This is a genomic window from Blastomonas sp. CCH1-A6 (genome assembly GCF_001556365.1).
GTDB lineage: Bacteria > Pseudomonadota > Alphaproteobacteria > Sphingomonadales > Sphingomonadaceae > Blastomonas > Blastomonas ursincola.
Genome location: NZ_LSIS01000319.1, coordinates 26,189 through 39,318 on the forward strand (window position 1 = coordinate 26,189; position 13,130 = coordinate 39,318).

Genomic DNA, 13,130 nt, shown 5'->3' on the forward strand with positions numbered 1-13,130 from the left:
AACTGGCGCACGAAATCCAGCCTCAAAATGTGCGACGAACCGAATTTTCCGGTTGACGATCCGAAACAGAAGTGGAACAAAACACATACAAAGAGAGTCAGTGGCTCCGGATCGTCCCGATATGGAACCAATGGCTTTCCACTGAGTTATCCACAATGTTCCATCGGGCTCCAATCCGGCGGACGCAAGTCAGGATGTAGCGTTATGTTTGCTGTAGCCATTGCCCTGTTCTTCGCCGCCGCCGCAATCGGGGCCGTGCTTGTCATTGCCCAGTCGTTCGCTGGATCGGCAGAGCGCTTCGATGCGCTGTTCGCCGCCTATCGCGCTGCAGGACAGGGGCGGGTTGCTCAGGGCCAGATGCGTGCTGTCGCGACCTATGTTCCGAACCGCGCGCCCGATTACAGCCCGCGCAACGTGATCGCGATGCCGGTTCGCGGCAGCGTCCGCGTCAGCCAGCCGGATTGGCGCGCTGCCGCTTGACCCTGGCGTAGGATGCGATGCCGAACGGGATCAGCGCCAGATACATCAGGCAAATTGCCGTCAGCGTGATGAACGGCACGGTAAGCAGCGACGCTGCCGTGATCGCGAACACCGCAAGCGCTTCCAGGCGAATGTTCTTTCGTACATTGAGCGACGACCAGCTGAAGGTCGCGACATTCGATATCATCAGAAATGCGATCAGCAGAACCCAGGGGCCGATGACGCTATAGTGTCGGAAAATGTCCTCACCCGTCTCGATCCACAGGTAAAGTGGCAGCATGGCGAGGCCAGCGCCGGCCGGGGCCGGGATGCCGGTGAGATAGCCTGCAGATTTGTGCGGCTGATCCTCCAGATCGATCTGCGCGTTGAACCGCGCAAGCCGCAGCGCGCAGCATACCGCGAGCGTGAGCGCGATAAGCCAGCCGAAGCGCGGCAGCTCGTTGAGCGACCACAGGAACAGGACAAGGGCAGGCGACACACCGAACGCGATCGAATCCGCCAGCGAGTCCAATTCGGCCCCGAACCGGCTTTGCGCCTTGAGCATTCGCGCGACGCGTCCGTCGATCCCGTCGAGCACGCCTGCCAGCACGATCGCGCCCGCTGCCAGCGGCCATTGGTCCTGCAAGGCGAAGCGGATGCCGGTAAGCCCGCAGCACAAGGCGCTGGCGGTGATCGCGTTGGGGACCATCGCGCGCAGCGTCAGTCCTTCGCGGAGGCGAAAACGGCGTCCCGCCAGATAACGGATCGGACCGCGGCGTCCGCGACGCTCCAACGGATCGCGCTCGCTCATACCGTGATGCTCCTTGAAGGACCGGATGCCGGGGCAGGGGACTGTCGCATCAATGCGCGATCCCTTCGCGCACCGGTGCGTCACCGACAATGCCGAGCACGGTTTCGCCCGCGACAATGCGCTGGCCCTTGACTACATTGGGTGCGGTGCCGCGCGGCAGATAGACATCGACGCGGCTGCCGAACCGGATCAGCCCGACGCGCTGGCCGACCGCAACGAAATCGCCTTCCTTGACGAACGGCACAATCCGCCGCGCGACCAGGCCTGCAATCTGGGTGAACCCGACGCGCAGACCGTCCGACCGCTCGACCATGATGTGCTGGCGCTCGTTCTCGTCGCTCGCCTTGTCGAGATCGGCATTCAGGAACTTGCCCGAGATATAGACGATGCGCCGGATGGTGCCGCCGATCGGCGCGCGGTTGATGTGCACGTCGAACACGCTCATGAAAATCGATACGCGCCAGAGCGGATCGGGCCCCAGTCCGTCATGGTCGGCCAGCTCGATCGGCGGCGCGACTTCCTGGATCAGGGTGACCAGACCATCGGCCGGCGCGACGACAAAGCGCTCGTCGAGCGGCGTGACCCGGGCAGGGTCGCGGAAGAACGCAAGGATCCACAAGGTGAGCCCGCCCATCGGCCAGGCCAGCGTTTCCCATGCCATCAGCGCAAAGATGAGCGTGATGCCTGCTGCGATAACGGCGAATTTGCGACCTTCGGGATGGACCGGGGGCAGGCTCCAGCTCGCCAGGCCCTTGCCCCGGTTATCCAGTAATTCTTGCGACATGCCCGCCCTCTTAGGGACACTGACCGGGTGTGACAACGGCCAATGGCCCCACAATGCGGTGAATGCTGCGCTGCGGCATAAACTTGCTAGTGATTTGCAATACTGAAAGTGCAGCGATTGCGCTGATCCGCAAGGTTGAAACCTCGCCCGACTTTGCTAAGAGCGTCCCAGATTTCCTGATTCCTCCCTAGCAAGAAGGCGCAAAATCCGCATGGCAAAGATCAAGGTGGCCAAGCCCGTCGTCGAAATCGACGGCGACGAAATGACCCGCATCATCTGGGAGTGGATCCGCGAACGCCTGATCCTGCCCTATCTCGACATCGACCTGAAATATTACGACCTGTCGATCCAGAAGCGCGATGAGACCAACGACAAGATCACCGTCGATGCCTCGAACGCGATCCGCGAGCATGGCGTCGGCGTCAAGTGCGCCACCATCACGCCGGACGAGGCGCGCGTCGAGGAGTTCAACCTCAAGAAGATGTGGAAGTCGCCCAACGGCACCATTCGCAACATCCTGGGCGGCGTCGTGTTCCGCGAGCCGATCGTGATCTCGAACATCCCGCGGCTGGTGCCCGGCTGGACCGACCCGATCGTCGTCGGCCGTCACGCGTTCGGCGACCAGTACAAGGCGACGGATTTCCGCGTGCCCGGCCCGGGCAAGCTGCGTCTGGTGTTCGAAGGCGAGGACGGCACCACGATCGACGAGGAAGTCTTCCAGTTCCCGTCGTCGGGCGTCGCCATGGCGATGTACAATCTCGATGACTCGATCGCCGATTTCGCCCGCGCATCGATGAACTATGGCCTCGATCGCGGCTGGCCGACCTATTTGTCGACCAAGAACACGATCATGAAAGCCTATGACGGCCGCTTCAAGGACATCTTCGAGGAGATTTACGAGAAGGAATTCAAGGCCAAGTTCGAGGCCGCCGGCATCACCTATCAGCACCGCCTGATCGACGACATGGTGGCATCGGCGCTGAAATGGTCGGGCAAGTTCGTCTGGGCGTGCAAGAACTATGACGGCGACGTTCAGTCGGATACTGTCGCGCAGGGCTTCGGCTCGCTCGGCCTGATGACCTCGGTGCTGATGACCCCCGATGGCAAGACCGTCGAGGCGGAGGCCGCCCACGGTACCGTCACGCGCCACTATCGCATGCACGAACAGGGCAAGGCGACCTCGACCAACCCGATCGCCTCGATCTTCGCCTGGACCCGCGGCCTCATCTATCGCGGCCGCTTCGACGAGACGCCCGAAGTGGTGCGCTTCGCCGAAACGCTGGAACGCGTCTGCATCGAAACCGTTGAGCAGGGATCGATGACCAAGGACCTCGCCATCCTGATCGGGCCCGACCAGGCCTGGATGACCACCGAGCAGTTCTTCGAGGCGATCCGGGTCAATCTTGAAAAGGAAATGGGCAACTGGGCATGAGGGGTTGATGGCGCAACGCAGCAGCAAGGCACGGCTGGAGGTCAGGCAGGCACGCAGGGGCGATATTCCCGGAATATCGGCCCTGGTCGAGCGAGCCTATCCCAGCCTGCCGCCGTACAAGTTCGGCGAGCTGCGCGGCCAGATCAACAATTTCCCCCAAGGCCAGTTCGTCGCCATTCTTGACGGCGAGATCGTCGGCTATTGCGCCTCGTCGCGCGTGACCGAGGCCATGGCCTTCGGTCCGCACGACTGGGAAGAGATCAGCGGCAACGGCTTCGGCACCCGCCATGTGCCCACCGGCGAATGGCTTTACGGCTATGAAATGTGCGTCGACCCCGCCCAGCGCGGGGTCCGCATCGGCAAGCGGCTCTACGAGGCGCGCCGGGCGCTGGCCGAACAGCTCGAACTCAACGGCATCGTCTTTGCCGGGCGCATCCCCGGCTATGACCGCGCCAAGCGCACCAAGAAGGCCGAAAGCCCCGAGGACTATCTCGCCAAGGTGATCGACGGCAAGCTGCGCGATCCGGTCATCGGCTTCCAGATCGCCAACGGTTTCACCCCCGTCGGCATATTGAAGCGTTATCTGCCCGAGGATCGACAGTCGCGCGGCCATGCGGCGCACATGGTCTGGCGTAACCCCTATGTGAACGCGGACGAACCACCCAAGCACCGTGTCCCGCGCGGGGTGGAGAGCGTCCGGCTCGCCACGGTGCAGTTCCAGGCGCGCGCTGTTGCGAATTTCGAAGAATTCGTCCGAAACGTCGAATATTTCGTCGATGTGGCAGCGGATTACCGGGCGGACTTCGTACTGTTTCCCGAAATGTTCACGATGTCGCTGCTGTCCTTCGCTAAGAAGAAGATGGGGCCGCAGGAAGCGATCGAGGCGCTGAGCGAATTCACGCCGCGCATCCGCGACGAGCTCACGCGCATGGCGATGGAATATAACATCAACATCATCGGCGGATCGCACCCGACCCGCGCCGATGATGGCGATATCCAGAACATCGCGCTGGTGGCGCTGCGTGATGGATCGATCCACGCGCAGGAAAAGATTCACCCCACGCCCAACGAGCGGTACTGGTGGAAGATCAAGGGCGGCGACAGCATCGACGCGATCCAGACCGATTGCGGGCCGATCGGCGTGCTCATCTGCTATGACAGCGAGTTTCCCGAACTGGCGCGCCGTCTGGCGGACGAGGGCGCGCGGATCATCTTCGTGCCCTTCTGCACCGACAGCCGCGAGGCCTATATGCGGGTGCGCTATTGCTGCCAGGCGCGCGCGATCGAGAATCAGTGCTATGTCGTGATGTCCGGCAATGTCGGTAATCTGCCCGATGTCGAGAACATGGATATCCAGTACGCGCAAAGTTGCATCCTGACGCCGTGCGACCTGCCGTTCGCGCGCGATGGCATCGCGGCGGAGGCGAGCGAGAATGTCGAGACGCTGACGATCAGCGACGTCAATCTGGATGACCTCAGCTGGGCGCGGCACGAGGGCACGGTGCGCAACCTGGGCGATCGTCGCTACGACCTCTACCACATTGAATGGGACCGCGCCGTTGGGCGCGGCAATGCCGCCGCGAAGCGCGAACGCGCCCGTCAGGCGGCGCCTGCAGGGCCGCAGGGCGGCGGGGGCGGCTGATCGCTCGCATCAGAATGATTTATGGCTGACATGCTGTCCTTTATCCGCCATGAATTGATCCATGCACACGCCCTTTGAGAATCCGGTCTTCAGCGATGCCCTGGTGATCCTAGGGGCGGCTGGCATCGTCATTCCGGCCTTTGCGCGGCTCCGGATCAACCCTGTCATCGGTTTCATCCTGGTCGGCATGCTGGTCGGGCCATCGGGCCTCGGCTCGATTGTCGACCAGTTCCCATGGCTCTATCACATCACCATCACCGACCGCGAGGCGATCGATCCGTTCGCCGAATTCGGCATCGTGATGCTGCTGTTCACCATCGGGCTCGAGCTGTCGTTCAAGCGCCTCTGGGCAATGCGGGTGCAGGTGTTCGGGCTGGGCTCGGCGCAGCTGCTGGCCTCCGGGCTGGTGATCGGCTTTGCGCTCAACCTGATCGGTCAGCCGCTCGCCGGCGCCCTCGGCCTCGGCATGGCACTCGCTTTGTCCTCGACCGCACTGGTGCTGCCGATGGTCGGCACGACCGGGCCGGTCGGGCGTTCGGCGCTCGCCATGCTGATCTTCGAGGATCTGGCGCTGGTGCCAATCATCTTCGCGCTCGGCGCGCTGGCGCCGCGCGCCGAGGCCGCCGGACTGGACGGGCTGGTCGAGACCTTGTGGCTGGGTGGGCTGACGATCGTCATCATGCTGCTCGCCGGGCGCTATCTGCTGCCTTATCTGTTCGCGCAGGCGGCGCGCACCAAGAGCCCCGAGCTGTTCCTCGCAGCATGTCTGCTCGTCGTCATCACCGCTTCGGTCGCCACGGCGGCGGCGGGCCTGTCGCCGATCGTCGGCGCGCTGATCGCGGGCGTGATGATCGCGGAAACCGAATATGGCGACGAGGTCGAGATCATCACCGCGCCGTTCAAGGGGCTGGCGCTTGGGGTGTTCCTGATCACCGTCGGCATGTCGGTCGATCTGCGGGTGGTTGCGGCCAACTGGCAATCGCTGGCGATCGCCGTGGTCGGCGTGTGCCTTATCAAAGCGGTGGTCACCGGCGGGCTGTTGCGGCTGGTCGGCGCACGGCGCGGGGTTGCGGCGGAAACCGGCGTTTTGATGGCCAGCCCTGCCGAAACCACGCTGATCGTGCTCGCCGCGGCAGTGCAGGCGCAGCTGATCCAATCGAGCACCGCGCAATTCTGGCAGATCGTCACCGCGATCGGCCTCACGATCACGCCGCTGCTCGCCAAGCTCGGCCATGTCATTGCGACGCGCATCGACATGCGCGCGAGCGAAAGCGCTGCTCCGGACGAGGAATCTGCAGGTGCGGGCAGGGTGGTGCTGTTCGGCTATGGCCGCGTGGGCGAGATCGTCTCGGACATGCTGGCCAAGCACAACCAGCCCTATGTCGCGATCGAATCCAATGTCGATGTCGTGGCCGCCGCGCGGCGCAAGGGCGTGCCGATCCTGTTCGGCGATGTCGCCCGGCCCGAACTGCTCGACCGGCTGCGGCTCGGCCATGCCAAGGCGCTGATCCTGACGATGGACGATCCGGTGCTGGCGGTGCGCATCGTGCGCCGCGTCGCCGGCTGGGTGCCGGACCTCACCATCATCGCCCGCGCGCGCGATGCCAATCATGCCGCAGAACTCTACCGCGCCGGCGCTACCCTGGCCGTGCCCGAGGCGCTGGAAAGCTCGCTGCAGCTGTCCGAGGCCTTGCTGGTCGATCTCGGCATCGCGATGGGGCCTGTGATCGCCTCGATCCACGAGAAGCGCGACGAACTGCGCCGCAAGATCATGCAGGAGGGCGAGCTTTCCAAGCAGCCGCTGCTCAAATCGGGTGAGGCGCCGGCGGGGTAGGGGGCCACCAAAATCCTCCCACAGCTTGCGGGGGGGAGGATTTGAATTGGCCTAACCCAAAGCCGCCTGCTTCTCTTCCGCCAGCCGGTCGAGCTCGGCGCGGCTCTTCTTCTCCGCGGCGGACTTGAGCTGGCCGCACGCTGCCATGATGTCGCGGCCGCGCGGGGTGCGGACGGGCGCGCTGATGCCGCCTTCGAACACGATGTCCGAAAAGCGCTTGATCCGTTCCGGGTCCGAGCATTCGTACGCCGCGCCGGGCCAGGGGTTGAACGGGATCAGGTTAACCTTGGCGGGCAGGCCATAGGCCTTGAGCAGCCGCACCAGTTCGCGCGCGTCCTCGTCGCTGTCGTTCTTGTCCTTGAGCATCACATATTCGAAGGTGATCCGCCGCGCGTTGCTTGCGCCCGGGTAGTCGGCACAGGCCTGGAGCAGCTGTTCGAGGCCATATTTGCGGTTCAAGGGCACGATCTCGTCGCGCACCTCCTTGGTCACCGCGTGTAGCGAGACCGCCAGGTTGACGCCGATCTCCTCACCGCAGCGCGCCATCATCGGCACGACGCCGCTGGTGGAGAGCGTGATGCGCCGCTTGGACAGCGCGAGGCCATCGCCGTGCATCACGACCTTCATCGCGTCGCGGACATGATCGAAATTGTACAGCGGCTCGCCCATGCCCATCAGCACGATATTGGTGAGCAGCCGACCATCGGCGGTATAGGCGGCGGCGTCCTCATCCTCGTCAAGCCGGTCCATCGCGCCCTTCGGCCATTCGCCCAGCGCGTCACGCGCCAGCATCACCTGTCCGACGATCTCGCCCGGCGTGAGGTTGCGCACCAGCCGCATCGTGCCGGTATGGCAGAAGCGGCAGTTGAGCGTGCAACCGACCTGGCTGGAGATGCACAAGGTGCCCCGGTCCGCATCGGGGATGAAGACCATCTCGTAATCCTGGCCGTCATCGGTGCGCAGCAGCCATTTGCGCGTGCCGTCGCTCGATACCTGCGCCTCGACGATCTCGGGACGGCCGATGACGAAGCGCTCGGCGAGCCAGGGGCGCATCGGCTTGGCGATATCGGTCATTGCGTCGAAATCGGTGACGCCGCGATGGTAAATCCAGTGGAACAGCTGTTTGGAGCGCAGCTTGGCCTGCTTGCGGTCGAGCCCGGCAGCCTCGAGCAGCGCGCCGATATCCTCGCGCGCAAGGCCCATCAGGTCGCTGCGGCCATCGGCGCGCGGCGTGATCGCGCGCGGCACAGGCACGGGGTCGATATGGCCCGGAATGGGCATGGAGATCGGGGTTTCGGCGTTCATGGCGGCGCACATAGTCAAATTCGCCCGCAATTGCTAGCTGTGCCGCTGGCGCAGCACCGTTCCCCGTCTTCAGGAGCCCCCATGGATCGTTTCTTCACCGTGATTGCCACCCGTGTCGCCTGGCTGGTGGGCAGACCCTTTGCCTTTTTCGCGGCGACACTGATCATCGTGATCTGGGGGGTGACGGGGCCGGTGTTCGGCTATTCGGATACCTGGCAGCTGGTGATCAACACCGGCACCACGATCATCACCTTCCTGATGGTATTCGTCATCCAGAACAGCCAGAATCGCGATGCGGCCGCGATGCAGGCCAAGCTCGATGAGCTGATCCGCGCGCAGCAGGACGCGCGCAATGCCTTTATCGGCATCGAGCATCTCACCGATGTGCAGATCGACGCGATCCGCGCCGCTTTGGAAGAGGAGGGGCGCGCCACTGGCGACCATCACAAGGCGGCGCATGCCAGTGTCGAGCGGCTGCTCGATCGTATCTAGCTGCGGCGCGCACATCCCAAAGCTGCCGCGTCCATCGCGGTCGCGGCCCCTTTCAGCAGATACAGGTCGCGTATCGTGTTGCCGCGCGCGTCCTCGCTGCTGGCGGTCATCTCGCGGGCCGAGCGCATCGCGGCGATGATGCTGGCGTCCATCGTCTTGTCGCGCGCCCATGCATCGCCGCCGCCGCCGGTCAGGCGAAAGCGGCGGATGCCGATGGTCAAGGTGACGGCCTGGCCTTTGGCCATCGCGCGGCTGAGCCGCAGATGGAACTGGCCGCGTACGCCGCGCTTCGGCCAGTAGCCGATGCTGGCAAAGGGGCGATATTGCCGGGTCCCGCGCACCTCGTCAGGCTGGGCGATGGCATAGCAGCGGGGCACCTGCGGATCGCGGAACGCGCCCCAGGCGTCGAACACGCCCAGGCTGTCGCGCGCCTCAGCCGCGGTGGCCAGCGCCGCCAGCAGCAAAAGCGCGGCGGCGTAGTGCCTCACGCATGGCCTCCGCCGGTGCCGGTGACGACGACATGCTCCACGCCATTCTCGATCATCACCACCGATCCCTGCGGAAGGCCGGGCGCGATCGGCGCGCCGAACTCGGGGTGCACCGAAATCCCCAGCAGCACGCCGCGCAGCACCCGGCTCGAAATGCCGTGCATGATCACCAGGCGGTCGCCCGGTTCACCCGCATGATCGGCGAGCCAGCCCGTCACGCGCTCGGCAATCTCGGGATAGCATTCGCCGTCGGGGGCAGGGGTGAGCAGCATGTCGGCGCTGACGATCGGTCCGACTTCCTCGACGACTTCGGCATAATAACGCCCGCCCCAGCAACCCATGCCGATCTCGGCAAGACGGACATCGCGCGCGGCATCGTGCCAGTCGAGCCCGAGATGTTCGGCGATCACCGCCAGCGTCTGCAGCGCGCGGCCCGTATCCGATGCCCAGAGCTTCAAATCCGGCTTTGTTCCCAGCACGCCCGCGAGCGCTGCGCCCATGGCGTCGGCCTGGGCAAAGCCCGCTCGGGTCAGCGGGGTGTGGAGATGGTCGCCCTGCAGCCTTTTCGCGGCGTTGAATACGGTCTCGCCATGGCGCGCGATGAACAGGCGACCGGGCACCGGCGGGCAGGCAAAGCGGGAATTTTGCGTCATATCGAACCCGTTTCGGCAAAGGGGCGGGAATAGGCAAGCCTATCCCGTCATTTTCCACAGTTTTGGCGCGTTTCCCCGGCTATCGGCTTGCCCCTAAAGCCAATCTTGTTAATGAAGTGGGTCCGGAATCTGCCTGCGTGGCGGATATGTCATTTGCTGATGAGGCTGCAGCGCCTCGGGGGATTTTCATGAAAGCGACAATCGAACGCGCGACGCTCCTCAAGAGCCTCAGCCATGTTCAGTCGGTGGTGGAACGGCGCAACACGATCCCCATCCTGTCGAACGTGCTGATCGAGGCGTCGAGCGATGGCGCGCTGCGCTTCATGGCGACCGATCTCGACCTGCAGATCGTCGAGACGATGAGCGCCTATTCGGTCGAGACCCCCGGATCGATCACGGTTTCGGCGCACACGCTGTTCGAAATCGCGCGCAAGCTGCCCGATGGTAGCCAGGTGATGCTCGATGCCGCCGACGGCAAGATGCTGGTGCGCGCGGGCCGCAGCCGTTTCACGCTGCCGACGCTGCCGCGCGACGATTTCCCGGTAATCGCCGAGGGCGACCTGCCGACCAGCTTCGAGCTGGCTGCGGCGGAGCTGGTGCAGATCATCGACAAGACCCGCTTTGCCATCTCGACCGAAGAGACGCGCTATTATTTGAACGGCATCTTCCTGCATGTCGCCGATGACGACCGTCCGGTGCTCAAGGCCGCGGCGACCGACGGCCATCGTCTCGCGCGCGTGACGCTCGACCGGCCCGATGGCGCTGAGGGCATGCCCGACGTGATCGTGCCGCGCAAATGCATCGCCGAACTGCGCAAGCTGCTCGACGAGCGCGGCGATTCGCGCGTGCAGGTCGACCTGTCGGCGAGCAAGATCCGCTTCACCCTGGGCAGCGCGATCCTGACCTCGAAGCTGATCGACGGGACCTTCCCCGATTACAGCCGCGTCATCCCGACCGCGAACGACAAGCTGCTCAAGATCGATCCGCGTGCCTTCGAACAGGGCGTCGACCGCGTCGCCACCATCGCCACCGAAAAGACCCGCGCGGTCAAGATGGCGCTGGAAAAGGACAAGATCACGCTCTCGGTCACCAGCCCGGAAAACGGCACCGCGGCCGAAGAGGTCGAGGGCCAGTATGGCAGCGACGGCTTCGAGATCGGCTTCAACGCGCGCTATCTGCTCGACATCCTGGGCGAGATCGATGGCGATGTCGTCGAACTGCACCTGGCCGACAGCAGCGCCCCGACGCTGATCCGCGAGAACGACAAGGCCACCGCGCTCTACGTGCTAATGCCGATGCGCGTCTGACGCGCGTTCGGTTTACCTACAAGCAAGCTTCGTCATTCCCGCGAAAGCGGGAATCCCGCTCGTTCGCTCTGCCGACAGAGGAAGCGGGACCCCCGCCTGCGCGGGGGTGACGGCGATTTGCGATGATGGAAGCCTGTCCCCAAAGCAAAACGCCCTCCCGGTGAGGGGAGGGCGCTTCGTTTATCGCGATGGCCGCTGACGAAGTTAGCGGTCGCCGATCTTCACATAGGGGCGCTGCGTCGGGCCGGTGTACAGCTGACGCGGGCGGCCGATCTTCTGGCCGGGGTCGGAAATCATCTCGTTCCACTGCGCGACCCAGCCCACGGTGCGCGCGAGCGCGAACAGCGCGGTGAACATGGTGGTCGGGAAGCCGATCGCCGAGAGGATGACACCCGAATAGAAGTCCACGTTCGGGAACAGCTTCTTCTCGATGAAATAAGGATCGTTGAGCGCCATTTCCTCGAGCTGCAGCGCGACCTCGAACACCGGATCGCTGACCTTGAGCGCGTCGAACACCTCGCGCACGGTCTTCTGCATCACCGTCGCGCGCGGGTCGTAGTTCTTGTAGACGCGGTGGCCGAAGCCCATCAGGCGGAACGGATCGTTCTTGTCCTTGGCGCGCTCGATATAGTGCGGGATCTTGTCGGGCGTGCCGATCTCGCGCAGCATGTTGAGCGCGGCCTCGTTGGCGCCGCCATGCGCCGGGCCCCATAGACAGGCAATGCCCGCCGCGATGCACGCGAAAGGATTGGCGCCCGAGGAGCCTGCCAGACGCACGGTCGAGGTCGATGCGTTCTGCTCGTGGTCGGCATGCAGGATGAAGATGCGATCGAGCGCGCGCTCGACCACCGGGTTCACCTCATAGGGCTCGGCGGGGACACCGAAGGTCATCTTGAGGAAATTGCCGGTATAGGACAGCGAGTTGTCGGGATAGACGAAGGGCTGGCCGACCGAATATTTGTACGCGGCCGCCGCGATCGTCGGCATCTTGGCGATCAGCCGGTGGCTGGAGATGCGGCGATGGTCGGGATCGGCAATGTCGGTCGAGTCGTGATAGAAGGCCGAGAGCGCGCCGACGACACCGCACATGATCGCCATGGGGTGCGCATCGCGGCGGAAACCGCGATAGAATTGCATCAGCTGCTCGTGCAGCATGGTGTGGCGCGAGATCGTGTAGGTGAAGCTGTCGAGCTCGTCCTTGCTCGGCAGCTCGCCGTTGAGCAGCAGGTACGAGACTTCCATGAAGCTCGAATCCTCGGCCAGCTCGCCGATCGGATAGCCGCGGTGCAGCAGCACGCCTTCGTCGCCATCGATATAGGTCAGCGCGGAATCGCAGCTGGCGGTCGAGGTGAAGCCGGGGTCATAGGTGAAGCAGCCGGTTTCGGCGTAGAGCTTGCGGATGTCGATGACGTCCGGACCGATCGTGCCGGAGCGGATCGGATAGCCGCTTTCCTTGTCGCCGATCTTCAATGATGCGCTGTCTGACACGGTTCTTCTCCTCCAAACGTAGTGACGGTGCGCGTGGGGCCGTCAGGCGGCCACGTGCGTTATATCCTTGATCCGGGCGAGCGATTCCTCGCGACCCAGCAGCTCGAGCACGTCGAATATACCCGGTGAGCGCGCCTGTCCGGTCAGAGCGGCGCGCAGCGGCTGGGCATAAGTGCCAAGGCCGTGCCCCTGTGCCTCGGCAAATTGGGTAAGCTTTTCCTCCAGCGCGGCGCCCGTCCATGACGGTGCTTCGGCCAGAACCGGTTCTACTGTCTGCAAGACCGCGACCCCGGCTTCGTCTAGCAGGGATTTTGCTTTCTCGTCCATGCTTAACGGGCGATTCTTGAAGAGAAACTGCGCTCCTTCCGCGAGTTCGTTGAGGTCGCGCGCGCGCAGCTTCATCACCGGCATCGCGCGGCCCAGCAGATCGATGCC

The 13,130-nt window shown here is 64.1% G+C and carries 12 protein-coding genes and 1 pseudogene; 6 read left to right on the forward strand and 7 right to left on the reverse strand.

The window, feature by feature from the left end:
• Positions 1-204 precede the first annotated feature (204 nt).
• Complete coding sequence (locus tag AX735_RS15520) at positions 205-480, forward strand: hypothetical protein (RefSeq protein ID WP_060978468.1); 276 nt, start codon at positions 205-207, stop codon at positions 478-480.
• Here AX735_RS15520 and AX735_RS15525 read toward each other — a convergent pair.
• Both AX735_RS15525 and AX735_RS15530 read right to left on the reverse strand, forming a co-directional pair.
• The gene (locus tag AX735_RS15525; protein ID WP_082751147.1) at positions 449-1,270 is read right to left on the reverse strand and encodes a CDP-alcohol phosphatidyltransferase family protein; all 822 of its coding nucleotides are present in this window, start codon (positions 1,268-1,270) and stop codon (positions 449-451) included. The genes AX735_RS15520 and AX735_RS15525 overlap by 32 nt on opposite strands.
• 49 nt (positions 1,271-1,319) lie before the next feature.
• Complete coding sequence (locus tag AX735_RS15530; RefSeq protein WP_066282171.1) at positions 1,320-2,054, reverse strand: phosphatidylserine decarboxylase; 735 nt, start codon at positions 2,052-2,054, stop codon at positions 1,320-1,322.
• Positions 2,055-2,265: 211 nt separating this feature from the next.
• On the opposite strand from AX735_RS15530, the gene AX735_RS15535 reads away from it, so the two are divergent.
• The 3 genes from AX735_RS15535 to AX735_RS15545 all read left to right on the forward strand — a co-directional run bounded on the left by AX735_RS15535 (position 2,266) and on the right by AX735_RS15545 (position 6,962).
• Positions 2,266-3,486 (forward strand): NADP-dependent isocitrate dehydrogenase, encoded by a 1,221-nt coding sequence (locus AX735_RS15535; RefSeq protein ID WP_066282172.1) that lies wholly within the window; start codon positions 2,266-2,268, stop codon positions 3,484-3,486.
• 7 nt (positions 3,487-3,493) lie between these two features.
• Complete coding sequence (locus AX735_RS15540; protein WP_066282176.1) at positions 3,494-5,128, forward strand: bifunctional GNAT family N-acetyltransferase/carbon-nitrogen hydrolase family protein; 1,635 nt, start codon at positions 3,494-3,496, stop codon at positions 5,126-5,128.
• Positions 5,129-5,189: 61 nt separating this feature from the next.
• Positions 5,190-6,962: a cation:proton antiporter domain-containing protein gene (locus AX735_RS15545; protein WP_066282177.1), complete on the forward strand. Its 1,773-nt coding sequence runs from the start codon at positions 5,190-5,192 to the stop codon at positions 6,960-6,962.
• Positions 6,963-7,013: 51 nt separating this feature from the next.
• Here the strand turns inward: AX735_RS15545 and rlmN are convergent, their stop codons facing one another.
• Positions 7,014-8,279, reverse strand: coding sequence for a 23S rRNA (adenine(2503)-C(2))-methyltransferase RlmN (gene rlmN / locus AX735_RS15550; protein WP_066282178.1), 1,266 nt, complete (start codon positions 8,277-8,279; stop codon positions 7,014-7,016).
• Between the two features lie 69 nt (positions 8,280-8,348).
• On the opposite strand from rlmN, the gene AX735_RS15555 reads away from it, so the two are divergent.
• Positions 8,349-8,759 carry a low affinity iron permease family protein gene (locus AX735_RS15555; RefSeq protein ID WP_066282182.1) on the forward strand — a complete coding sequence of 137 codons (411 nt, stop codon included), beginning with the start codon at positions 8,349-8,351 and terminating at the stop codon, positions 8,757-8,759.
• Here the strand turns inward: AX735_RS15555 and AX735_RS15560 are convergent.
• Positions 8,756-9,247, reverse strand: coding sequence for a hypothetical protein (locus AX735_RS15560; protein ID WP_066282184.1), 492 nt, complete (start codon positions 9,245-9,247; stop codon positions 8,756-8,758). The genes AX735_RS15555 and AX735_RS15560 overlap by 4 nt on opposite strands.
• Positions 9,244-9,900 (reverse strand): histidine phosphatase family protein, encoded by a 657-nt coding sequence (locus AX735_RS15565; protein ID WP_066282186.1) that lies wholly within the window; start codon positions 9,898-9,900, stop codon positions 9,244-9,246. The genes AX735_RS15560 and AX735_RS15565 overlap by 4 nt, the downstream gene beginning before the upstream one ends.
• A 188-nt stretch (positions 9,901-10,088) precedes the next feature.
• On the opposite strand from AX735_RS15565, the gene dnaN reads away from it, so the two are divergent.
• On the forward strand, positions 10,089-11,207 hold the full coding sequence (gene dnaN / locus AX735_RS15570; RefSeq protein ID WP_023836928.1) for a DNA polymerase III subunit beta: 1,119 nt from the start codon (positions 10,089-10,091) through the stop codon (positions 11,205-11,207).
• A gap of 204 nt (positions 11,208-11,411) precedes the next feature.
• Here dnaN and AX735_RS15575 read toward each other — a convergent pair whose 3' ends face one another.
• Both AX735_RS15575 and AX735_RS25945 read right to left on the reverse strand, forming a co-directional pair.
• The gene (locus AX735_RS15575; protein ID WP_060977102.1) at positions 11,412-12,695 is read right to left on the reverse strand and encodes a citrate synthase; all 1,284 of its coding nucleotides are present in this window, start codon (positions 12,693-12,695) and stop codon (positions 11,412-11,414) included.
• A gap of 42 nt (positions 12,696-12,737) precedes the next feature.
• A pseudogene (locus tag AX735_RS25945) lies at positions 12,738-13,130 on the reverse strand (glutamate--tRNA ligase); the annotation flags it as partial.